This is a genomic window from Metallosphaera sedula DSM 5348 (assembly GCF_000016605.1).
GTDB lineage: Archaea > Thermoproteota > Thermoprotei_A > Sulfolobales > Sulfolobaceae > Metallosphaera > Metallosphaera sedula.
The window spans coordinates 1671463-1693492 of record NC_009440.1 but is presented as its reverse complement, the minus strand read 5'-3'; the positions used below and the strand labels follow the sequence as shown (position 1 = coordinate 1693492).

Genomic DNA, 22030 nt, shown 5'->3' with positions numbered 1-22030 from the left:
TTACTTTACCCTGACTATCTTTTTCCTTCCCATTACTTCCCAATACTCCACCTCGGCGTCCTTCTTTATCTTGCTGGCCACATCCTCCTCGGTGGGCATGTCTATCTCAAAGGTTTCATACGTCTCGAGATCCATGATCTGAACCTTGTCTCCAACATTGGAGATTACCTGTCCCATGCGTTTCTCAATGATGGGCACTTCCACTGTTGAGTCCACTGGAGCCATGAGGGTCTTTTTAGCCCCAGTGAAGATGCTGACTGCGATTATGTTAGCCTTAGCGCTTCCGTGCTTTCCAGTCTTGGCCTTGGTAACCTCTACTACTCTGCAGGGCTCTCCATCTATAACTATGTAGCTACCTTCTTTCATTTCACCAACTGTGGAGTAATTTATCCCCATTATTATCCAGTTCACCACTTCTACACTAGGCTTAAAACTCTTGCTCTGAGCTTTGGCCCTTCATCATGGATCAGACCAGATTCCTCTTCACAGCAGATTTATTTTGAACCCGTACCCCTAAATAAGTATGCCTTGGAAAATTAGGTGTACTGAGTGCGGTACAGAGCTATCGCTTAACGTGAGCTTTGATATAAGTAAGCAGAAGTCAATTTACCACTACTGCAAGGTCTGTAAGAAGAACACTTTTAATGAGATATTAGGATATGTAGAATTGGATGAAGAGCCCAATTCAGTTTGATCGATGAAATAACCTGTCTCGCCTGATCTTTCATTGACCCGTGAAGTTCTCATGGGGAAAAAGTTTCTACCCTATGAAGTCCTGGGTCTGAATTTTTTCAGGGATGTACTGGAAGGCTAGGAACTTGAGACCCTTGCTTGCCATGGCCTCTATCTCTAGCTTGGCCTTCTTCTGCAGGAACATGTTTATCTCCTCTTCCCAGCTCTTGGTCTTAAACCAGCTGTAGTTCTTGATCTCCAGTGCCCTCTTTATGTCGGTCTCCTTTGCCTTTATTATGAAACTCGACCTCTCCCTCTCGCTGAGGTAGGCCTTCTTCTTGGGAGTTCCGAAGATATCGCCCATGGAGACGCCCAAGAACTTGGCATCTGGAGTGGCGAGCCTCTCGCTCTCGTAGGAGAGAGAGATCGAGCCTATCCTGAAAACGCTGTAAATATACCATCCATATGGATCAGCGTCTGTCAAAATGTAAACGGGTAGCTTCAATTCCTCGTTTAGCCTTCTCAGGAATCTCCTGGTCGCCCTATCGGGCTGTCCTGCACTGGTGATCAGAATACACTTATACTTCCTCCAGAAGCCTGCCCTATGCAGTTGCTGAAATACAGCATCCTTCTCCACCACAAGGACGTAATCAGCGTTAACCTCAACGAAATCTATCAGGTCTGGGGTAGGCTCAATGGAGTAAGCCCCGTGGCCCATCTTGCTTAGGTCTATTATGTCGTTACCGCTCCTTAACCTCATATCCCCAACCACTTTCCCCTTCTCCTTGCTCAGGATCAGCATCTCCTCACGAAGGAGCGAGGTGAAGACCTCAATGTCTATTATGACGCTGTCAGATTCCTTTTGCTCGTCCCAGGTGTTCTCCTCGTGGGTCTTTCCCTTGGGATCCCTGAGAATTATGGAGTGCTTTCCCCTGTAATACAAGTCACGTATGGTGGGGTACTCGTCGTTAACGAGAGCATCGTAAATTATGCTTCCCATGAGCACGGTCTGCATGAACCTCCTGGCCTCGTTCATATCTAGGAAACTTCTCTTCATCTTCTCCTCTCCCAAGAGGAGGAGTTTCCTCTTTTCATCGTAAACGGTGTTAGACAGGGTACGCTTGGGGATTTCCATGACCAGGGGTTCTCCCCTATTTAGCTGATCCAAGAGTGTGAGGAAGTTCTTCTTTAAAGTCTCGGCAGCCCTACTCCTTGCCTCCTTGTCAACCTTAGATACGAACTCGCTCATAGTGTCTCAACCCTATATGACTTAAATAATTCCAAATCTTTGTCTTTAATATTAAGCTTAGTCACCACTAGGTCTATCATCTTGTTTTGTATTTCCTCCTGAACCTTGGGAGCTAGCTCCTTTTTCCCATCCGTCACGAAGATGGAGAGCGACCTGGCAAGCTCTGGGATGTACTTGAGGTAGGTTAGAAGCCTCTTCCTAGCCTCCTCCTCCTTCCTCTTCTCTGTCATAAAGGTCTTAAGCGACCTTGAAGCCTCCATTATTCCGTTCCTTATCTCCTTCTCTATTTCCTCTACATCAGCTATACTCTCCTTACCTGCGCTCTTGTACGGCACCTTGGTACTGCAGAGGTGAACCATAACCACTAGGGGTAGCTGTTCATCCTCTATTCCATACCTTTTCCAGTCAATTTCCTCGACAACTTTCCATACAACGTCAGATTTCTCGTCGTATATGAGGGGTATCTTGTTGGCGTATCTCAGGACCGTGGGCTCCTCGGAGGGCTGAATATCCCCACCATAGGCAAGCCCAACCTCCACGATGAAGGGGTGGCCTTGATAGGCCTTAGGTCTCCTGGTAACTGCACCGACGTACTCTGGGTTGAAGGTCTGCTTCAGGCCGAGTTCTATTAAGTCGGCCCCGATTGTGGAAAGGGCCTCGGGTGAAGGGGGTCTAAAGTCAGGGAAGTTCTTCATAGCATCTACCAGCTTAGAAAGCTGGTCATCGGTGAGCTTCTGGACCCTCTTATCAGGATCCAATCCGGCCATTTCAATTACGCTAAGGGCTGTTTTCTCTCCCACACTCTGAAACTCCTTCACCAGGAACTCCTTTACCGTTGTGTCCTCCTTCTGTCTCGAGATCATGTTCTTGAGTAACTCTATATCAACGCCATAGGGATGGGGCTTCACTTCCTTGGGAGGGACTGGCATCTTGTTGGTGAGCCTAGGATATAGGACCACGTTTCCCTCCGGATCCTTAAAGTAAAACTCGGCGTAGGGGGTGATGATGTAGGTCCTCTTTATATACTCGTACACCCTGCTCTTGGCCCTCATCCAGTCCCCTAGAATGTACATGGAGACTGAAGTACCATGATAGCCAGTGTCGTTATTCACTGAGCCTCTCTCGTAGATGATGGGCTCGTTCTTTGTTACGTCTATCTTTAACTTGAAGCTGTAGATCCTCTTGGAGTTGAGCGGGGCAGTGGTTATTTCAATAGGCTTGTCCTGATACATCTGGCTGTAGAGGACGGCTGCCTTGACACCAAGCCCATACATTCCCCTGGTCTGTCTCAGTACATATTTTGAGCTGTAGAGCACCCTTCCAAATGCGTCAGGAACTACGTGCGGTGGGATACCTATTCCGTTGTCCTCCACAGTGAGCCTGTAAATCTCTTTTTCCTGGCTGGTTCTCTCAATGATTACCTTGATGGACGGAAGAATCTCGTGGACATCTGTTGCATCCAGCGCGTTCTCAACCAATTCCCTTAGAGCTTGATACATAGCCCTAGCCGGATTGGAGAAACCTGCTAGCTCTGGGTTCCTCTTGAAGAACTCCGCCGGCGAGATGCTAGTAAATTTCTCTTTAGCTGACACTTAAATCACCATGATAGACATATTATTATGTGACTTAGCTTATTAAGGATGTGGCCAAGATCGGGAGGGCTAGGGTGGCGTCGGCGTAGATAACCGCCTGTTCCGCGTTCTCCCTTATCTTGTTCCAGGAAATTGCCTCCCTGGGCCTAGCTCCGCTAAGACTTCCGTCGAATTCTTGGGCAGTGGTGAGGTAGACTGCGTAATCTAGTCCATCCCTGAATTGGTTCCACCATATGGTGTGATGTTTGCTAATACCGCCACCTATGAGAAGGGCTCCGGCCATTTTACTTGAAAATACCCTGTCCTTGATGAGTCTCATATCCTCAAACAGGTTTATTCTCAACCCAGTGAACTGCGACTGAATGAACAGGTTTGTCCCAAAGCTTCCGTCCACCACCCCAGGGACTATGATGGGAGTATTGGTCTCGTACGCTGCCCTCAAGATAGAGTGCTTGTCCTCGATCCTTTTCCCAAATTCCCACAGGAGTTCATAAACTGACCACTCCCTCTTCTCCTTGACCAGAGGAGGAAGAATCCTGTTGACAGCGTTCTCAACCATCCCTCCATAGTCCTCAAAGGGAATGAGTATGTTACCCAGCCTGTGCACGTTTATCTTTCTAAGTTCCTCGTCGCTGAACTCAAACGACCCCTTATAATACTTCCCTCCGAAACTTCGGGCGATATCATGATCTATTGTGCCTCCCGTGGTCACTACCATGTTGAAGTATCCCCTCCTAATCATGTCAGCGAAGAGACCCCTTAGCCCAGTTGAGACTAGGTTGGCAGTGAAGGAAATAAACCTGAGATCGCACTCGGAAACTATCCTTTTGAGGATCCTTGATCCCCTGTAAATACTCTCTGCACTAAATCCGTAGATCTTGTTGTAAACCTCAAGAAGGCTGGATCCCCTAAGGTCGTCCAGCGTTATGTCCTGAACCTCCTCCACTAGTATGTCCTCCCTTCTCAACCCTTGGTCACCCCTATGGGTCTAAGCCTCATAACTAGCTTAGCTATCTTAACCTCGTGAGCTACCCTCGCAACCCTATCTACGTCCTTGTATGCACCGGGTGCCTCCTCAGCTATAACCCTACGTGTGGCAGCCCTCACTATTATACCCCTCTCCTCAAGGGATCCCACAACTGAGTTGGCAGGGTAGTTTCTCACTGCAGCCTCCCTCGACATCCATCTTCCCGCACCATGCGGGGCAGTGAACCAGGTCCTTCTACCCTCAGGTATTCCAGCCATTACGTAACTTGCTGTTCCCATGCTTCCTGGAATAAGAACTACTTGCCCTATTTCCCTGTGTTCCTGTGGGATTTCAGGGCTTCCTGGTGGGAATGCCCTGGTCGCACCCTTCCTGTGAACCAGGACCTTCTTCCTTTTCCCGCCTATGTCGTACTCCTCTATCTTGGCTATGTTATGGGCCACATCATACACAATGTGAAGGTCCAACTTCTCAGGATCTACCTTGAACACCTTGCCGAAGCTCTCCCTCACCCAGTTGGTAATTAGTTGCCTGTTACTCCAGGCAAAGTTAGCTCCAGACACCATCGCCCTGAAATAGTCCTGTCCCTCCCTGCTCTCAAAGGGAATCGCTGCCAGTTCCCTATCTGGTACCTCTATTCCATATTTCTTCATGGCTCTTTCCATTATTTGCAGGTAATCACTGGCTATCTGATGACCTAAACCCCTAGATCCCGTGTGAACCATGACAGTAACTTGCCCTTCCCTTGTTATTCCGAGGGCCCTAGCTATCCTCTCGTCATATATCTTATCCACGACCTGTACTTCAAGGAAGTGATTTCCAGCCCCTAGAGTTCCCAGCTGTGCGGCTCCCCTCTGTTTTGCCACTTGACTTACCTTACTAGGATCAGCTAGTTCCCAACTACCCCTTTGTTCAATGTTATTCATATCCTCACTCCATCCATAACCCTTATCCACTGCCCACTTAACGCCCTCCTGTAGGAGGTTGTCCAGCTCCTGAGGGGTGAGCTTTATCCTGCCCTCGCTTCCTACCCCGCTGGGGACGCTCCTGTGAAGCTCTTCCACAATATCAACTAGTTTCGGTTTAATGTCAGAATAATCTAGGTTAGTCCTTAACAACCTAACTCCACAGTTTATATCATATCCTATTCCGCCTGGGCTGACTACTCCTCCCTCATCTATGGACGTGGCAGCAATTCCCCCTATGGGGAATCCGTATCCCTGGTGGCCATCGGGAAGCACGTAAACAGATTCTTGGACTCCTGGAAGACAGGCTACGTTAGTTGCCTGTCTCAGCGTCATGTCCTGTTTCATTTTCTCGATGAGTACGTCATCTGCGAACACAGTTGCTGGTACCTTCATGCAACCGTTCCTTTCTATCCTCCACTCAAAGGAGTCCACACGCTTTAGAGAAATATCCATGGAAGATTCAAATCATGTCAATCCTTTTTAAGTAATAAAACTGTTCTCATTGTGCTGATGAGTGTGGCGGACCCTGAATTGTGATGAACAAATCTACTCTGACTAAATCTTCTTTTCCGCCCTCTTCTTCATCTCCTCAAGTGCCTCTTGACGCTTTTCATAGACGTCCCTTAGGGGAGATGAAACGCAGTCCTCGGATATTGAGAATACCAGGTCCTTCAGAAAGGAATACGCACATGCCTTGCTGTGAAACTCGAGTGTTCTCCCTGCTAATGTTAGGATTATTCCCTGCCCCTCAGGAAAGGGCCTACCGCATGTGAGGCATACATGAGATTGTGACATATTGACGAGGATAGATTTTATATTTTTAAAAATAACCATAGCTGGTACTGCCCCGCCAAACGATATATGGTGAAATAGATGAGTGACTCGCTCAGCAAGAAGATATCGAGCCTAATGAAGGAGAGAAACTGGACCAAAATGACCCAGATCCAGGAAATGGCCATGGAACCCATTTTGAGGGGAAATAACACGCTAATCATAGCCCCTACCGGATTTGGGAAAACTGAGGCTGCACTTCTCCCTATTCTTAGCCTGATGTCAGAGGGAGAGCAAAAACCTGTGTCCCTGATTTACGTTACTCCACTTAAGGCACTGATAAATGACATCACGATCAGGATAGATTGGTGGGCCTCGAAGCTGGGGTTTGTGGTGAGCAGAAAGCATGGTGAGGTGCCCCAGAAGGAGAAAAACATGAGACTGAGGAAGGCTCCCCACATCCTGGTTACTACCCCAGAGGGCCTTGAAATAGACATGGATTGGGCCTCGAAGTTTAGGGATAACTACAGGAACGTGAAGTGGGTGATAATTGATGAAATACACGAGCTCATGGGGTCCAAGAGGGGAGCTCAGCTTTTCGTTCTCCTGGAAAGGTTGAAGGATTTCTCAGGAAAGGACTTCCAAAGAATTGGTTTGTCAGCTACTATCAGTAACGAGGAGCTTGTGGCAAATACCCTCTTCGGATCTTCCAGTAGGCCCAAGACCATCGTAAAAAGTGAGGCGGGGAAGGAGTTCAGACTGAAGATAAGATCCATTAAGGATTCCGGGGATGTTTGGGTAGCGTCGGCCAAGATCATCAAGGAGTCCTTGGAGCCACCTACCCTGGTATTTACTAATTCCAGGTTCCTCACGGAAAGATTACATGAGGAACTGGAAAGGCTCGGAGAGAAGGGGATTTTCGTTCACCACTCCTCAATCTCCAGGGATTCAAAGAGCAATGCTGAGGAGAACCTCAGGAGTGGTAAGGCTGGGGCGGTCCTTTGTACCAAAACCCTGGAGCTTGGTATAGATGTGGGAAAGGTTAAGAAAATAATAATGTATAGGCCTCCCCCATCAGTGGCGTCATTCCTTCAGCGATTGGGGAGGAGCGGTCATTGCGTTGGTGGCATACCCTACGGTGAGATCATATGTGTGCAGGACTTTGATTGCCTCGAAGCGTTGGCAATATATTCCCTTTCGAGGAAGGGGAAGCTCGAACCTCCTAGAAGGGTTCGACCGTTAGACGTGGTAGCCAGGGAGATACTTGGAATGCTACTCCAGTACTCCTCTATAAAGTTGGAACGCGTCTTCTCGATTATTACTGCCTCTCAGGTATATAGGGACTTAACGAGAGAGGAATTCCAGAACCTCATCTCCTACCTCCAGAGGAATAACCTAGTGGTGGTAGAGGGAGACGAACTTAAGCTAGGGAAATCGTTCTTCAAGATCTGGACCTTTAATAGGTCCAATAACTTCGTATGGGCCAAGAACTTCTCGGAGTTCTTCTCCCTGATAAGTAATGACGACGCCTTCACCCTGAGGAGCGGGGAGAAGATAATAGGTGAGATAGACGCAATCTACGTGTATAAACATATTCGTCCCGGTGACCTGATTAGGATTAGCGGTAAACTATGGAAGGTTGCCAGAATACACAACGGAATGATGATGGTAGACCTAACGCCAGCAGACCGTGGAGAGGGAGAAATCCCCATCTGGAGGGGAGAGGGAGTACCAAAGTCGCAACTAATTCCTAGGGAAATCCAAGAACTCTTCAAGATTGGTGATAAAATACTAGAAAGCGAGATTTTGGATGATAGTGCTAAGGCAAGCCTAAAGGCTCTGATGGAGAAATACGTAAGGAGTAAGTTACCTTTACCTTCCTCAAGTACAATTTACATGACAGTGACAGATAAGGAAACTGTTTATTCTACACTGATTGACGAAAGGGTAGCTAACACCATTGCTCACATGTTGATGTACTTGGCGAGTTCCAAGTACACCCTAAACGTGTATACTAGGGCTTCTATATATGGATTCTCCATTAACATAACTGACAGGGACCTTCTCAGGGAATTGGTCCAAATGAAGGAGGAGAGAATAAGGAAAATACTTTTCAGATCTATTCTGAGATCCCCGCTCTTCATGTCCGTGGAAAAGGAGATTCAGGCCAGCTTTGGTAAGATAGGTAAGATAAACCCGAAGGAGGATAAACTGATAATCAAGGAAGGTCTAAGGCAGACCGTAAAGCGTTACTTTAACATAAAGGGAACCCTCACCACGCTGAAAAGGATAAGGGAGGGGAAGATAAGGATAGTTAGATCGGAGCTGACGCCCTTGGGAGAGGCAGTACTTTCTCACGCTCCCATCAAACCTTGGATTTCTGGGATCAATATCCTGATTTACGATGCCTTGAAGGGTGGAGCCTATACTGTTCACGAAATCTCCGAAATGTTATCTATTCCTCCAAGAAGCCTAGAGGTGAAACTTAAGCAGATGAGAAAAACGAGCACAAAGTATAGGGTAACCAGCTTTGTGGACGTGGATAGTAAGGAGATAAGGTGGTGTACAGTGGATGAACTTAAACAACTTGTGAACTCAGACGAGTTCTATACCTCCTTCGCTCCCATTAACGAGGATGAGACTTTCATTGCAGAGATGAGGTCCATTGAAGGCTCTAGCAACACGGAGTTAATATTTAAGCCGAAACAGATATTAGAAAATCCAGAGGAGTTCGCCAAGAGGATCCCCATGGATGAAGTTGGGGAGCTTAGGATCCACGATCCCGTGGATCCCATGATATGTAACATGTCCCCAAGGTACTATTTCGTGAGGAGGGATATAGTTCCCTATCTACTCTTAAACGCGTCGGCGTACATTCAAAACCTCAAATATACGTGATGAGAGCCCAAAATATGACTTGATGATACTGGCCCGTGTTACTGATACAGGAATTGAATGTACGATCAATAGATTTATTTTTCAATCGCGGTTCATGAATGTAGTGAAAGTCCTAATGGAAAGAGGTAATCAATTCGTTGTAAGCAGAAATAAGCCCATAGAGGAACAGGTATTAGACATAATCTCCTCATTTAATCAGGGGATTAAGGATGTGGAACTCAAGGGTTACGGCAGGGAGATAGATAGGACAGTGGATGTGTACAATGTCCTAAAGGAGAAACTTGGCGATGGTGTAGTTCTTGTCGATGTTAGCATAGGTAGCGAGTTTAAGGATAAGAGAAGGGTATCATATCTCCTGTTCAGACTTAGGAAGAGTTTCTAGACCCTGTAGCTCACGGAGAACCGGAAGTAGGACTGTGGTTGGCTCCAAGCTCCCCGAAGATATTGCATCCATCTTGGAGAGTAAATCTGCGGTAACCTCCTCTGAGGTAAGATCTGGGAACTTAGACAGGAACTCATAGGCGTTTATCCCCTTCTTTGTTGCCACGAGGACTGCTTTCCTTTTACTTTCTATTACATATCCGTGTCTTAGAAGTGACTGGATAGTCTTGGCATAGGTGCTGGGCCTTCCTATCCTCTTCTCCTTCATGTCCTTAATTACGTCGGCATACGTCAACAGCTTTACATCTGATCCCCTAACTACGTTGATCTCAGCGTTCACCTTTCCCACGGGTACGTCATATAACCTGTAGGTGTAGAGGTTAGAGAAACCACCACTCATCCTGACTAGTAGCTCCACTTCCCAGATACTTTCCCCTAACTTCATCCTGTATTTCCGTATGGTTCCCTTAGACTCACGCATTTGACTAGCCATAAATCTCCTGAATATCATGTCGTAAAGCGCGAAGTGGGCCCAGGTGAACTTCACCGAAAGCATGGTTGGGTTCTCAGCAATCTCCCTCTTGAGCGAGTCCACATCCAGGGGCCTTGTTGGTCTTATGGCCTCGTGCGTTCCTTCATTCCCCCATCCCCTGGGCTGATACTCTTGAGATAAGTTCACCTTCTCTAGGTATTCCTTAGCTATCTCCATTCCCTTGCCAGACACGTGATGGCTATCGGTTCTGTGATAGGTGATAAGACCGCTTTCGAAGAGATCCTGGGCCAGCCTCATGACCCTCTCCGCCGGAATCCTGTACCACCTGTACGCATCTATCAACAGATCATCCGTGGAGAAAGGAGGAGGTGGGAGTAATGTCTCCTCCCTTTCCTCCAATACCTCAACCTCCACGGTGCTATCCGGAATGTTGGGCTTCTCCCTGTGAAACTCCCTGTATACGTAGTTTCCTACCTTAACGTTTAGTATCCACCCCATTCTCTGCTTATACTCCGTGGTCCTTTTCACTATCCAACCTAGGACTGGAGTTTGCACCCTACCTGCACCGTGATTCCTGTCTCCGAACCGAAGCTTGAGCAATTTACTTAGTTCGAATCCTATCCATCTGTCCTCTATCCTTCTAACTATCTGGCTGTTAACGGTGTTCATGTCCAGGGTGGAACCTGACCTCAGTGCCTCCACTATACCACTCCTGGTTACCTCGTGATACCTTATCCTCATGATATTGGGGTTGTATGGGGACACATTAACTGCGACGTCATAGGCGATTTTCTCGCCTTCGGTATCCGGATCGGTAGCAATGAATATCTGGTCTACTTCTAGGGCGAGCTTTCTCATGGCATTGATGGTTGAGAGAGAGGACGAGATCAGGTTGGATCCGCAATACGGGCAAGTCTCTACTTCTTTGCTGACCGATCTTTTACAACTGGCACACCTGTAGATGTGGGAGTATAGAGGGCTGATCTTGTCTCCCTTAATTTCTACTCCATAGTATCCCTTCTCCTCCAGTGTGAGGTCAGTCACGTGACCCTTAGTGGCCATAACATCTAGGATATACACCCTGTTCCCTTCCACTATCACCGTTTCGTATACCGGAACTCCTCCCACGCTTCTACGTGCAGGAAACCCAAATAGTCTGGAGATCGTCTTAGCCTTTGTGGGAGACTCGACCACAAGAAGCCCCGTTTTAATCTCAACCTTGTTTCCTCCTTCCCTTCTGGTCCTTTCAATCTCCTCCTTTACCCTGTCCAACTCAAGTGCTTCAAAGTTCACTGGGGCGAATCCAGGGATTAGAAAGTTCATTTTCCTCTTGAATAGTTCAAATATAACTTGGTCATCCACCAAGATAACGCTTAAGCCTTGCGTTAAACCTCCATTTAGAAGCCTACTACTCCTTCCAGACCCCTGGAGGTAAGTTATTATATCGGGATACTCTATGAAAACTTCTCTTCCCTTTCTAGAGATCTGAAAAGTCTCTCCTGTAATAGTTCCATCTACCTTTCTAAGGGCTTCTTGTGCCTCCTCTACGAGAACCTTCATTTTCTCTAGGAGTGCGCCCAGCCTTCCCTCCAAAGACTGACCAGTGATCATCGCGATCTTTATGGCCTGAGCCTCCGCAGGGGACAGGCCTAATATTTCCTCCTCTGGAACCTGGATTCCCAGGAGTCTGGAGACCCTCAGAAGGGTGAAGGGGTTCTTCACGGATTCCTCCGCCCTGGTCCTAGATTTCGGTACTCCGTAAAACAGTACATATTTCAGCCTTTTCGGTTCATCTATCCCCCTCACGGCTACGCCGTAATACGATGCCGAACCCACTAGGATGTCCGTTTTTCCATCCGAGAAATCCTGGAGGAATTTCCTACCGCTTACTGCCAACTCTACCCTAAAGTTCAGGGAGGTGAGTGACTCCTTGATCTCCTTCATTTTCTCCTTTCCGTACTCCCTAGAAACCAAGATGAGACCTCCAGGTCCAAGCTTCTGTACCACTTCTTCCAGGCTCGAGAAGGTGAACGAGTCCACTATATTTCTGGCATAAGTCTGAGCTGTGGAAATGTCGAAGCCTGAGATATGTCTCAATGCCTTCTGTTTCACTCCCTTAGGTCTAAGCGTTGCACTGGCAACAACCAACTGAGCAATAATGCCCGTGAAACTCTGTATCTTTCTCTCTAGAAGTGCTATCTTCTCCACTATCTCGTCCTTGTTATCCTTCAGGTAAAGCATGCGTCTAAGTCTTACCAGCCTCATTGCGTCCTCATACACGTCTTTGGGAATCCCCATTAGCTCCACTAGTTTATCTGTGGTCTTTCCACTCTTGATTATGGCGTCTGCATCGTCGACTGCTATGAAATTTGGCCTGTAGTCTTTCATGTGATCATAGTTCTTGTTGACGTAACTCACGGTAAGCACTGAAATGGTGTTTGGGTCAACTTTCCCACAGGAAACGCTTGAGATTGCCCCAATTTTGGAACATATCTGCTCCTGTAGGGACTTGGTGGGAACGATGTAAAGAACTCCCTTTGAAAGGTAAGTCGAGTAGGTGATCAGGGTAGTGGTCTTCCCCATCCCTGTAGGTGCAGATAGCGAGAAGTTTTCCCTTTCCCCCAATCGTCTCAACCAAAGCCTCTGCAACGACCAAGGTTCGTTCCCCGTGACCTGTTTAAAATAATTGATGATCTCATTATACATCTCCGTGGTGTAGTAGAGCTCCCAATACTTCCCCAGTTTTCCGTTATTAACTAGGATATTATACACTACCTTTATCTTTTCCTCCTGAGGCAAATCCTTGAACGAATCCACACTTCCTGGCATACACGAAGTACAAGGTAAGCCTGCCAGAGCTCTGTAATCTTCGAGAGGTCCTTGACAATTGGGACAAGAGCTATGGAACACTGAAGTTATCATTAATTCCTACCTTGGAAAGGGAAGGGATTTATAAGATAGGGCACCAGATGTTACCAAAACGCGGACTGGCAGTTTCCAACTAGAGTGGCGCTGAAGTACTTGAACGCAAATATCGAGGTCAATTCCCCTAGAAATCTACCCTGCCATTACTCTAATTTAGAAAATCTTTGTAAAGGGATTTTATATTGTGTTATAAGAAAACCTCCAAGACGTGCGTCCGATTAACTTTTTAAACTTACGATAAGGTTATGATTCGCACATAGGTGAATAAAATGAGCGGAACATCTCCTACTCCAAGTAACGTAGTCCTTGTAGGTAAAAAGCCAGTAATGAACTACGTCCTAGCTGCCTTAACTCTGCTGAACCAAGGCGTTCCAGAGATCATAATAAAGGCTAGAGGAAGGGCAATAAGCAAAGCTGTGGACACTGTGGAAATAGTCAGGAACAGATTCCTTCCAGACAAGATCGAGATCAGAGCCATAGGCGTAGGCAGCCAAGTGGTAACAAGCCAGGACGGTAGGCAATCTAGGGTATCTACTATCGAGATAAGCATAAAGAAAAAGGCATAAACGGTTAGATGGCGCTTTTTTACACCGTTCCAGAGATTCTATTTTAGCCGACGAGCATATGTTGGCATATATTTAATAGACCAGTAATGATCTTACTATTAGGATAAACATGAGTCAACCTACACATAGAGTTGAATTTGAGGCAAAGGCGAAGATTGGTGAAGTAATGGGAAACCTGGCCTCAATACAGCTGAGGCCGGAAGACCTTTCCAGTCCAATAGCATTTCAGATGGCGATCTCCAGGATATACTCAGAGCTCATGAACATGATGAGCAGCGGCCCCTCAAAGCATTACGTTGCAGAAGTTAGATTTAACGACTCCATGGGAAATCCTGTGGCCATAGGAGTTGACTTCGGCGATAAGATTCCTCCTCTATCAAAGCAGGAAGTCAAGGTCAAAGTGATCCTTGAATTCTATGACGAAGAGTAGCCCTCCTCTTCAGATACGGCAAAGAAATCAACTCTAGATATTCCTCCAGTGGTAGTAGGTACATTTGGTTTTCCTTGGTTATTAAGAGGCCAACCCTAGACATGTACCTTATAGTGGACTTTGTTATTTTCTTGGAGAAATAAGGATCTAGATAAGAGTAGGCCTCGAGGAGTGTGAATCCAGTGTTCCTGAATTTCTTCCATAACAAAAAATAGATTACTGCATCCCTCTTCTTTAACCATCTCATGGTTCCGTGATGCACGTAAGGAATTAAATGTTAAACTAATTCGCTAATTCATGTACTTCATCCTCTTGTCCTTTACTTCTATGCCCTGTTGAATTAGATACATAAGGCTCAAAGCCTGGTTGCTCATCACGGTCAGGCCTTACAAGTTATATCATTGCCGTTTTATTTACCCACTTGAGGTTTTATGTATGCCATACATTCTCGAAGGGAAGATATGCAGACCCCACGAGGTAAACCTACTGCGTACCGGGGACCTGATAGTGGTTAAACCCGTTACCGTATTTGTTAGAGGGAGATCTCAGGTGTTCTCACCTCTTTCTGTGATCTCTGACGAGTGTACCCATACAATAACAACCCCTATCTGGGTAGATGCTGTGAGAGTGGGAGATAACGTCAGAATGGTGGAGCCCGTAGTTGAGGTGGAAGGCGAACTGGAGATCCTTAGCCACGAGTTTCTGCCTGGATTTACTGCAAGGGAACTCCTTGGTAAATCCAGGTTTAAGGTGGCCTCCTCTCCCGGAGTTCCCATAGTAACTGTGCGGGGATATCCCTTAATTTCCTCTAGTGGGAAGGAGATTTACCTAAGCGACGATAGAACTCTACTACTGGCACTGGCCCACTCTCTTACCTATTTCTTGTCCTCCAGTGAGTAAAATAGGTCCTCCAAGGACGTAGACCTCCTCTTCTTGGATTGATATTCCTCTGATGTTCCCTTAGCAATGAGTTCGTATAACGTTGCTACCTTATTCCCAGAATTATTCCTGAGAAGTCTACCCAGCCTCTGTATGTACTGCCTCTTGGAGGAAGTCCCAGCTACCACAATTCCCACACTTGCATCGGGAATATCTAACCCTTCATCACCCACGGTTGTCAAAACCAGAACGCCGGAGTTGCTCTGCTTGAACTTCTCTAAAACTAGCTCTCTTTCCCTTTTGGGCATCTGACCGGTGAGTATGTACCCCCCAATTAACTTCGATATAAGCTCTGCATGTTCCACGTACTGGGTAAATATTACAACCTTTCTACCCTTTTCTTTCTCAACGATCTCCCTAATCTTGGACAACTTCCCCTTCGTTAGACCTATTAGGTACCTTATCCTGCTGTATACTTTTAGAGCCTCCATGGCCTTTACGTCTCCCTCCTTTGCCCTCTTCACTATCTCTAGGACTGGCCTTCCCTCAGACAGTGACCTGAACTTTCTTGTTAGGTTATCATATTCCGCCTTCTCCTCAAGGGTAAGGGGTATCTTGATCCTCAGAACCCTAAACTGAGCAAGGTAACCCTGCGCAACAAGTTCCTCAACTCCTCTCTGATACACTAGGCCCCCCATCAACCTAAACAGTTCCACATGCTTACCATCTGACCTATAAGGCGTTGCCGAGAGGGCCATTCTGTAGGGGGCGACGCAGGATAAGGCTATCTCCCTGAACTTTTCCGCTGGAAGATGGTGAGCTTCATCTATTATTAGAAATAGAAAGGATGAGAGTTCATCCATATGCTTAATTGCGGTCTGATATGTAGTGATTGTGATGGGGGCTAGATGTTTCTTTCGGCTATAGTATAGGCCAACCTCTACATCTCCCTTTGTGAATCTCTTTATGGTCTCCTCCCACTGCCTTAACTGCTCATTAGTAAACGTCACAATTAGGGTAGGCAGGCCCAGTGTAGTGATCCCCTGCACACCTATGAGAGTTTTTCCAGCGCCCGTGGGAAGGGCAATAACGCCCCTGTAGCCGTTATCTTTCCAGGCTCTAACTGCCTCAAGCTGATACTCTCTCAAATTGACCGACAAGCTCAGGGAAAAGCGTTCCCTGCTTAAGTCCAGTCTCTTAACCCTTAATCCCTCATTCTCTAGGATTCTCCTGAGCAAGTGATAGTAGAATGGCTTAGTCCTGTAAATCCTCTCCGCAGGATCATAGGGAATACTTATCCTGTATTTTCTCAAGATCTCCGATATCCTAGTCCTGGCCCTGAGCAACAACTTGCTACCCTTTAGCTCGAAAACTGCGTCATAACCTCCCATTTCGGTCTCCAGGAAATTGAGGGTTTCAGGGTCAAGCTTAACCCCAAGCTCCCCTAGAACCTTCTTTATCTGTTCCAGAGTCACACCGTTCAACCTGGCTCTCTCTGGGTCGATTTCAAACTTCCCGCCTTCCTCATCCTCACCTAGAAATCTGGAAAACGAAATCAGCCTCTCCAGTATCTCATTGCTGTAGGGCTTCACGTAGAAAGTCTTCGAGGGCACCAGATATCACTTCCACAAAGACCACTTTCCTGTTAACTCCAATTACCTCGTTGAGCTTTTCAGGTTTATCGGCAACGTATACATGGTAGGCCTTCCCGTCAAATCTCACGAATATACCCAAGAGAGGTAATGGCAGTTCTCCCTCACTCATGACCAAGATCTTCGTAATATTTTCGTCAGGACTTACCCTTAATATCAAGCCTAAGCCGTTGTCCAACGTTAATCCAACGAATTCTGCCCCAAGGTAAGTGGCCTCAGATATTCCAAGATTTACTGCGTCCACAATTCCTTCAGCTTGAAAGGGCACCTCGGCTGGTCTCATTACATTTATTTCTGAAATCTAACTAATATTTTGCCATGACCGGAAAGTATGTCCTTGTGATCAGTACATTACCAGGCATGGAGGAAGGAAAAAGAATTGCCAGGACCTTAGTTGAGGAAAAGTTAGCAGCGTGCGTTAACCTAGTTCCAGGCTTAGTCTCCATTTACAGATGGGAGGGGAAGGTTACAGAGGATAGCGAGGTTTTGGCACTAATAAAGACCAACTCTGACAGACTAGACGAGCTAATGAATAGACTCAAGGAACTTCACCCCTATAAAGTTCCGGAGATTCTAGCCTTGGATATAAAGAATGGTTTTAAGTTATATCTGGACTGGATAGATGAGAGTGTTTCCAAGTGAAGGTTCAGGTTGACGAAGAACTTATGAGGAAACTTGAGAAGCTGGCCTTGATCTCCCTAACAGATCAAGAAAGGCAGGAATTCATGAGGGATTTGACTAAGATCCTTGATTTCTTCAACAAGATAGACGAACTAAACCTTGAGGGCGTGGAGCCCATGTTCCATCCACTCTCCACAGGTAAACTGAGACCGGATGAGCCGGCCCAACCCCTCTCCAGGGATGACGCCCTAGCTAATGTGCCCAAGAAAAAGGATGGTTACATTATAGGTCCTAGCACCATAGGTGGGTAACATGATAATGGAGATAGTAAATGACCTGAGGAATGGAAATCTATCCCCAGACGAGTACGTGGGTAGAACCTTTGATAGGATTAGAAGGGTAGAGGAGAAGGTTAGGGCATTCGTTACGCTCAGGGATGAGAAAGATGTGCTAGAGGAGGTAAAGAAAGCCGTAAAGGGAGAAGGTAGGCTTTCCGGGTTACTAATAGCGGTAAAGGACAATATCTCAACTAGGGGGATAAGAACCACCTGCTCATCGAAGATGCTTGAGAATTACGTCCCCCCATACGACGCCACCGTAATCTCGAAGCTGAAGAGGGAGGGAGCTGTGATACTAGGTAAAACCAACATGGATGAGTTCGCCATGGGCTCAACTACAGAGACAAGTTATTTTGGCCCAACTAGAAATCCTTGGGATTTGTCCAGGACACCTGGAGGGTCCTCCGGAGGAAGTGGGAGCGCATTAGCTTCAGGTTATGTGGATGTTGCCCTAGGATCTGATACCGGTGGTTCCATAAGAACCCCAGCCTCTTTCACTTCTACGTATGGATTAAAGCCTTCTTACGGCACAGTGAGCAGGTATGGGCTAGTGGCATATGCCAACAGCCTGGAGCAGATAGGTCCCATGGCGAGGAATTCGACTGATTTGGCGTTACTCTTCTCGATCATAGCTGGGAGTGACCAGAGAGATGCTACAACCATAGACTACTCTTCCCCCTCCTCTATTAACCCCATAACAGTCAAGGGGATAAAGGTTGGGGTGCTTAAGGACGTGATGGAGGCCTCGGATCCAGGTGTTGTTGGAGTGGTGAAGGATTTCCTTAATAAGATGTCATCTGAGGGGGCAGTAATCGAGGAAACCAATCTAGGAATGGTGAATTACGTACTTCCCACCTACTATATCATTGCTATGTCAGAGGCTAGCTCTAACCTAGCTAGATATGACGGTGTTAGATATGGTTACTCGTCTAATGCTGAGGGAAATTGGAGGGATGTGTATAGCAGGAACAGGGGTGAGGGATTTGGAAAAGAGGTCAAGCGAAGAATATTGCTGGGATCCTTTATTCTGAGCGCTGGATATTACGAACAATTTTACATTAGGGCATTGAAAACTAGGAGGTTAATAAGAGATTCGCTGGAGAAATTGTTCAGTAGATATGACATACTAGTTTCACCAACCTCCCCGATACTCCCACCAAAGATTGGAGAGGTAATAGATGACCCGGTGAAAATGTATGCCATTGATGTGGCTACCGTGACGGCTAACCTAGCTGCCATACCTGCACTATCAATACCCGCTGGATTCCATAACGGGTTGCCGGTGGGTGTCCAGCTCATGGGGAGATATCTCTCCGACACCTTCCTGATGGGGGTCTCACTTTACATGGAAAATGTAACCAAATTGAAAGATCTAACTGCACCTATCTAGGGTTCACGTCACATAGCTAAGCATTTTAAACTTGTCGAGTAAACTGTTTTGGTATAATTAATGGCGGTTAAAGGCAGTTTCAGGATTGACACGCTCTCTAAAATACGTGAGGAGATGGAGAAACAGAGATATCATCTTATTGGTGGCCATAGTGCCTATAAGAAGTGTCATTGGACCCATGAGGCGCTTACCAGTGGAAGATATTGCTACAAGGGTAAGTTTTACGGAATAGAGAGTCACAGATGCGTTCAGATGACCCCAGTAAGCATGTGGTGCTGGTTCAGGTGCATACATTGCTGGAGATTGGAACCAGAGGATGTGGGATTAGACTGGGACGAAACTAAGATGCCTTACATGGATGATCCAGAATACATTGTGGAGAGGTCCATTGAGGAGCACAAGAGATCGGTTTCAGGGTATCTTGGAAGGGAAGGAGTTGAGAACAATAAGGCGTTAGAGGCAATGAAACCTTCCCATGTGGCAATAAGCTTGACCGGTGAACCCACGCTCTACGAGAGGATCGGGGAGCTCATTAGGGAATACCATAAACGCGGGATAACCACATTCCTTGTAACTAGTGGTGTTAGGCCTGACGTGCTGGCTTCTCTCGAGGAGGAGCCATCTCAGCTCTTTGTATCACTACAGGCTCCCAACGAGGAAAAGCACAGACTAATTAACAGACCCGTTGTGGCGAACTCGTGGAACCTTGTAATGAAAACCCTTGAGATATTGCCCAGCTTCAGCTCACCTACGGTGATCAGAATGACGATGATGAAAGAGGTGAACATGAGTGACGATGATGCAAGGGAATTCGCTAAGTTAATGAGGATAGCAATGCCAACATACATTGAGGTCAAGGCATACATGCACGTAGGTCCATCAACCTATAGGCTTACTAAGGATGCCATGCCAAGGCACTCAGAGGTTAGGTTCTTTGCGGAGAAACTGGCTGAACTCACTGGCTATAAGATAATCTCAGAACATGCGCCTAGCAGGATTGTTCTCCTGAGTACCATAGATAGACCCATGCAGATAGGGAATGCGTGGACAGAAAAGTGGGACTGGAGAACACAAGATACGCAGGACGACGTTAACGGGGAGTACAGGGAAGCTGAAATGGGGTGCACTGAAGAGGGAGATGGTCCGAAACCATGAGTGATGAATGTTTAATTGCTAAGATAGTTTACCTCTCCCTGCAACAGAAAGAAGTCACGCAACAAATGATTGCTGACGAGCTTAAAATGTCCCAGCAATCTGTATCAAGAAAGCTCAAGGAGCTAGAGGAAAGGAACCTGGTTAGAAGATCCCTTTCAAAGGAAGGAGAAATTATTAGGGTTACTGAAAATGGAGAGAAATTGCTAGAGGATTGCCTCTCCATGATGAGGGCAACAATTATTTCGTCCCACGTCCTAGAAATAAGGGGAAGGGCTACTTCAGGTTTAGGTGAAGGAAGAATCTTCCTGTCCATGCCGTACTATATGGAATCATTCAAGAAGTTTCTTGGTTTTGAGCCCTATCCTGGAACCCTTAACCTCGTGATTTATGATAGGATATCTCTGGAGAACAGACTCGTCCTAGATATCTCTAAGGCAATAAATATTCCAGAGCACAAGGAGGAGAATAGGGTCCTTGGAGCCGTTAGGGCATTTCCCGCATCCGTGAACGATCTAAAACCTGCTGCCGTGGTCTTTCCGCTTAGGAGTGTTCACCCTAAGAGCGTTATTGAAGTGATATCGCCATATCATCTTAGGAAGGAACTCAACATCAAGGATGGGGATGAGGTAGTTATTCAGGCCTATGCATGATTACAATATCTCTCCGTTATCTCCTTTATGATAGCTGAAGTGCTACTGTGACCCCACGTGTTTATCCTGTGTTCCAACCTCACCACTTCCACTAAAATACCGCGCCTTGCGAGTTCCTCCTTTAGGGCCTTCTCATCGACTTTTTGATCTGGCCCAAGAAAGATTATGTCTGGTTTTACTCTCTCTACGCTTTTCAGAAAGTCATTTTCATCGCCTAGGAAAGCCTCATACACATACCTGATGCTCTTAACGACTTCCAACCTTTGGTTTTCATCATTAACAGGTTTCCTGCCCTTCACCTTCTCTGCGTTCTTGTCCCTAGAGACGGCAACGTAAACCCTGCCCAGGGAGGCAGCCCTCCTAAGGAACTCTATGTGTCCAGGATGAATTATGTCGAAGGTACCTCCCACGAAGACCTTCTTAGATCCCTCACCCTCCACTATCTTAAGGGCGTCAACTAAACCCTCGGCGTAGACCACGTCCACCAACGCCGTTTCAAGATCTCCCCTTTCCAGGTAGTACTTTGCGTCATCAACGTATTGTCTTGCGAGACTAATTATCCTCTCGTCTCCCTTTACCTGTTTTAGCGTCTCCTCCATTCCGTTAATGTATTTTATTACCCTATCCCTCAGCTCAGGCATTTCAATCCCTCTACCTCCATCTCATATAGGTTTCTGGATGGAACTATTATAATGTGTGGAGGAGCCCCAAATTTTTGATTTAGGGCGTCCACAACTTTCATAGCCCTCACCCTCTCATCTGCGCATCCAAGCCTCTCGCCGATCACCACAAGATCATCATCTAGGATAACCTTGTCCCCAATATCGCTTTCCATTTTCTTGAGGTAGTTAAGTGCAAGATCGGCTGTCATTATCCCGGTCTCCTTCAAATCTAAGTATACCATTGTGTGAAGGCCGAGCTCCCTGTTGGTCTTTATCACCCTATAGGGGGTGTAATCAAGCTTATCAAGTACAGGGAAAGTAACCGTAACTGACTTCCCAAACTTATAGGAAGACAGCATTGACCTAGATATCATGTAACAGTGAACTGAGACCCCCGGGATAACGCTAACCCTATGTCCCCTGGCCCTGGCACCTGTGGCTAAGCTAACGTGAGTTGTGGCAATCATGGGGTCTCCGACTACAGCTATGGCGACGTTTTTCCCTGAGTCAAGCAGTTTATATATCTCTTTTTCCTTTGTCTCCAAAACCTCTCGAGTTGCAGGAATAATCTCCTTACCTGTAATCTCCCTAAGTGTTTTTTCATTTATGTCACAACTAATTGAAGTGTAAATGTCTGCGTAAATTACGTCTGAACCTTTGAGGACCTCCAGGGAGGCATTAGTAAGAAACCTTTTTGACAGCCCAAGTCCTACAAAGTATATATCTGCCATTTAGTTTTGCATGATGAGAGCT

At 46.6% G+C, this 22030-nt stretch carries 22 protein-coding genes; 10 read left to right on the top strand and 12 right to left on the bottom strand.

Translation table 11 applies throughout. The features are described from left to right. The 6 genes from MSED_RS08950 to MSED_RS08925 all read right to left on the bottom strand — a co-directional run bounded on the left by MSED_RS08950 (position 1) and on the right by MSED_RS08925 (position 6261). A complete protein-coding gene (locus tag MSED_RS08950) occupies positions 1-396 on the bottom strand; it encodes a translation initiation factor IF-5A (protein WP_012021698.1) in 396 nt (131 codons plus the stop codon). 364 nt (positions 397-760) lie between these two features. Then, positions 761-1921, bottom strand: coding sequence for a DNA topoisomerase IV subunit A (locus MSED_RS08945; RefSeq protein WP_012021697.1), 1161 nt, complete (start codon positions 1919-1921; stop codon positions 761-763). After that, positions 1918-3513 (bottom strand): DNA topoisomerase VI subunit B, encoded by a 1596-nt coding sequence (locus tag MSED_RS08940; protein ID WP_012021696.1) that lies wholly within the window; start codon positions 3511-3513, stop codon positions 1918-1920. Before MSED_RS08940 ends, MSED_RS08945 begins: the two co-directional genes overlap by 4 nt. Positions 3514-3547: 34 nt before the next feature. Continuing rightward, positions 3548-4480, bottom strand: coding sequence for a deoxyhypusine synthase (locus tag MSED_RS08935; RefSeq protein ID WP_012021695.1), 933 nt, complete (start codon positions 4478-4480; stop codon positions 3548-3550). Next, positions 4477-5919 carry an RtcB family protein gene (locus MSED_RS08930; RefSeq protein ID WP_048060137.1) on the bottom strand — a complete coding sequence of 481 codons (1443 nt, stop codon included), beginning with the start codon at positions 5917-5919 and terminating at the stop codon, positions 4477-4479. The genes MSED_RS08935 and MSED_RS08930 overlap by 4 nt, the downstream gene beginning before the upstream one ends. Positions 5920-6021: 102 nt before the next feature. Further along, a complete protein-coding gene (locus tag MSED_RS08925) occupies positions 6022-6261 on the bottom strand; it encodes a hypothetical protein (RefSeq protein WP_048060136.1) in 240 nt (79 codons plus the stop codon). A gap of 78 nt (positions 6262-6339) precedes the next feature. Between MSED_RS08925 and MSED_RS08920 the strand changes: the two genes are divergently transcribed. Both MSED_RS08920 and MSED_RS08915 read left to right on the top strand, forming a co-directional pair. Continuing rightward, the gene (locus MSED_RS08920; RefSeq protein WP_012021692.1) at positions 6340-9135 is read left to right on the top strand and encodes a DEAD/DEAH box helicase; all 2796 of its coding nucleotides are present in this window, start codon (positions 6340-6342) and stop codon (positions 9133-9135) included. Between the two features lie 103 nt (positions 9136-9238). Beyond that, positions 9239-9517: a ribonuclease P subunit p25 family protein gene (locus MSED_RS08915; RefSeq protein WP_338100411.1), complete on the top strand. Its 279-nt coding sequence runs from the start codon at positions 9239-9241 to the stop codon at positions 9515-9517. On the opposite strand, the gene rgy is transcribed toward MSED_RS08915, so the two are convergent. Then, positions 9482-12931: a reverse gyrase gene (rgy, locus tag MSED_RS08910; protein WP_012021690.1), complete on the bottom strand. Its 3450-nt coding sequence runs from the start codon at positions 12929-12931 to the stop codon at positions 9482-9484. The two genes, MSED_RS08915 and rgy, sit on opposite strands and share 36 nt — an antisense overlap. Positions 12932-13203: 272 nt before the next feature. Between rgy and albA the strand changes: the two genes are divergently transcribed. After that, complete coding sequence (gene albA / locus MSED_RS08905; protein WP_012021689.1) at positions 13204-13500, top strand: DNA-binding protein Alba; 297 nt, start codon at positions 13204-13206, stop codon at positions 13498-13500. Between the two features lie 109 nt (positions 13501-13609). After that, entirely contained in the window at positions 13610-13930 is a 321-nt protein-coding gene (locus MSED_RS08900; RefSeq protein WP_012021688.1) for a hypothetical protein, read from the top strand. On the opposite strand, the gene MSED_RS08895 is transcribed toward MSED_RS08900, so the two are convergent. Next, entirely contained in the window at positions 13896-14177 is a 282-nt protein-coding gene (locus MSED_RS08895) for a hypothetical protein (protein WP_048060134.1), read from the bottom strand. The two genes, MSED_RS08900 and MSED_RS08895, sit on opposite strands and share 35 nt — an antisense overlap. Positions 14178-14365: 188 nt before the next feature. Between MSED_RS08895 and MSED_RS08890 the strand changes: the two genes are divergently transcribed. Further along, entirely contained in the window at positions 14366-14830 is a 465-nt protein-coding gene (locus MSED_RS08890) for a hypothetical protein (RefSeq protein ID WP_012021686.1), read from the top strand. On the opposite strand, the gene MSED_RS08885 is transcribed toward MSED_RS08890, so the two are convergent. Together MSED_RS08885 and MSED_RS08880 are read right to left on the bottom strand one after the other, a co-directional pair. Then, positions 14806-16422 carry a DEAD/DEAH box helicase gene (locus MSED_RS08885; RefSeq protein ID WP_048060133.1) on the bottom strand — a complete coding sequence of 539 codons (1617 nt, stop codon included), beginning with the start codon at positions 16420-16422 and terminating at the stop codon, positions 14806-14808. The two genes, MSED_RS08890 and MSED_RS08885, sit on opposite strands and share 25 nt — an antisense overlap. Further along, complete coding sequence (locus tag MSED_RS08880) at positions 16382-16744, bottom strand: hypothetical protein (RefSeq protein WP_012021684.1); 363 nt, start codon at positions 16742-16744, stop codon at positions 16382-16384. Before MSED_RS08880 ends, MSED_RS08885 begins: the two co-directional genes overlap by 41 nt. Before the next feature lie 35 nt (positions 16745-16779). Here MSED_RS08880 and cutA point away from each other — a divergent pair, with 35 nt between their 5' ends. From cutA to MSED_RS08855, 5 genes are read left to right on the top strand one after another with little or no spacing between them, the layout of a single operon-like run. Beyond that, positions 16780-17103 (top strand): divalent-cation tolerance protein CutA, encoded by a 324-nt coding sequence (gene cutA, locus MSED_RS08875; protein WP_012021683.1) that lies wholly within the window; start codon positions 16780-16782, stop codon positions 17101-17103. Continuing rightward, positions 17100-17393 (top strand): Asp-tRNA(Asn) amidotransferase subunit GatC, encoded by a 294-nt coding sequence (gene gatC, locus MSED_RS08870; RefSeq protein WP_012021682.1) that lies wholly within the window; start codon positions 17100-17102, stop codon positions 17391-17393. Before cutA ends, gatC begins: the two co-directional genes overlap by 4 nt. Before the next feature lies 1 nt (position 17394). Continuing rightward, on the top strand, positions 17395-18810 hold the full coding sequence (gene gatA / locus MSED_RS08865) for an Asp-tRNA(Asn)/Glu-tRNA(Gln) amidotransferase subunit GatA (protein ID WP_012021681.1): 1416 nt from the start codon (positions 17395-17397) through the stop codon (positions 18808-18810). Positions 18811-18870: 60 nt separating this feature from the next. Then, the gene (gene twy1, locus MSED_RS08860; protein WP_012021680.1) at positions 18871-19965 is read left to right on the top strand and encodes a 4-demethylwyosine synthase TYW1; all 1095 of its coding nucleotides are present in this window, start codon (positions 18871-18873) and stop codon (positions 19963-19965) included. Beyond that, positions 19962-20615 (top strand): DUF120 domain-containing protein, encoded by a 654-nt coding sequence (locus tag MSED_RS08855; RefSeq protein ID WP_012021679.1) that lies wholly within the window; start codon positions 19962-19964, stop codon positions 20613-20615. Before twy1 ends, MSED_RS08855 begins: the two co-directional genes overlap by 4 nt. Here MSED_RS08855 and MSED_RS08850 read toward each other — a convergent pair. Both MSED_RS08850 and dph5 read right to left on the bottom strand, forming a co-directional pair. Then, positions 20606-21262: a DUF357 domain-containing protein gene (locus tag MSED_RS08850; RefSeq protein WP_048060132.1), complete on the bottom strand. Its 657-nt coding sequence runs from the start codon at positions 21260-21262 to the stop codon at positions 20606-20608. The genes MSED_RS08855 and MSED_RS08850 overlap by 10 nt on opposite strands. Continuing rightward, the gene (gene dph5, locus MSED_RS08845; RefSeq protein WP_012021677.1) at positions 21244-22008 is read right to left on the bottom strand and encodes a diphthine synthase; all 765 of its coding nucleotides are present in this window, start codon (positions 22006-22008) and stop codon (positions 21244-21246) included. Before dph5 ends, MSED_RS08850 begins: the two co-directional genes overlap by 19 nt. Positions 22009-22030: the final 22 nt, after the last annotated feature.

What these genes read in the sequence shown, in the direction of transcription:
- MSED_RS08930 (WP_048060137.1), bottom strand. Translation starts at nt 5,919, where the DNA reads ATGGATATTTCTCTAAAGCGTGTGGACTCCTTTGAGTGGAGGATAGAA.
- rgy (WP_012021690.1), bottom strand. Translation starts at nt 12,931, where the DNA reads ATGATAACTTCAGTGTTCCATAGCTCTTGTCCCAATTGTCAAGGACCT.
- MSED_RS08900 (WP_012021688.1), top strand. Translation starts at nt 13,610, where the DNA reads ATGAGTCAACCTACACATAGAGTTGAATTTGAGGCAAAGGCGAAGATT.
- twy1 (WP_012021680.1), top strand. Translation starts at nt 18,871, where the DNA reads ATGGCGGTTAAAGGCAGTTTCAGGATTGACACGCTCTCTAAAATACGT.
- albA (WP_012021689.1), top strand. Translation starts at nt 13,204, where the DNA reads ATGAGCGGAACATCTCCTACTCCAAGTAACGTAGTCCTTGTAGGTAAA.
- MSED_RS08895 (WP_048060134.1), bottom strand. Translation starts at nt 14,177, where the DNA reads ATGAGATGGTTAAAGAAGAGGGATGCAGTAATCTATTTTTTGTTATGG.
- MSED_RS08890 (WP_012021686.1), top strand. Translation starts at nt 14,366, where the DNA reads ATGCCATACATTCTCGAAGGGAAGATATGCAGACCCCACGAGGTAAAC.
- MSED_RS08855 (WP_012021679.1), top strand. Translation starts at nt 19,962, where the DNA reads ATGAGTGATGAATGTTTAATTGCTAAGATAGTTTACCTCTCCCTGCAA.
- MSED_RS08920 (WP_012021692.1), top strand. Translation starts at nt 6,340, where the DNA reads ATGAGTGACTCGCTCAGCAAGAAGATATCGAGCCTAATGAAGGAGAGA.
- MSED_RS08925 (WP_048060136.1), bottom strand. Translation starts at nt 6,261, where the DNA reads ATGTCACAATCTCATGTATGCCTCACATGCGGTAGGCCCTTTCCTGAG.
- MSED_RS08880 (WP_012021684.1), bottom strand. Translation starts at nt 16,744, where the DNA reads ATGAGACCAGCCGAGGTGCCCTTTCAAGCTGAAGGAATTGTGGACGCA.
- MSED_RS08950 (WP_012021698.1), bottom strand. Translation starts at nt 396, where the DNA reads ATGGGGATAAATTACTCCACAGTTGGTGAAATGAAAGAAGGTAGCTAC.
- dph5 (WP_012021677.1), bottom strand. Translation starts at nt 22,008, where the DNA reads ATGGCAGATATATACTTTGTAGGACTTGGGCTGTCAAAAAGGTTTCTT.
- MSED_RS08945 (WP_012021697.1), bottom strand. Translation starts at nt 1,921, where the DNA reads ATGAGCGAGTTCGTATCTAAGGTTGACAAGGAGGCAAGGAGTAGGGCT.
- cutA (WP_012021683.1), top strand. Translation starts at nt 16,780, where the DNA reads ATGACCGGAAAGTATGTCCTTGTGATCAGTACATTACCAGGCATGGAG.
- gatA (WP_012021681.1), top strand. Translation starts at nt 17,395, where the DNA reads ATGATAATGGAGATAGTAAATGACCTGAGGAATGGAAATCTATCCCCA.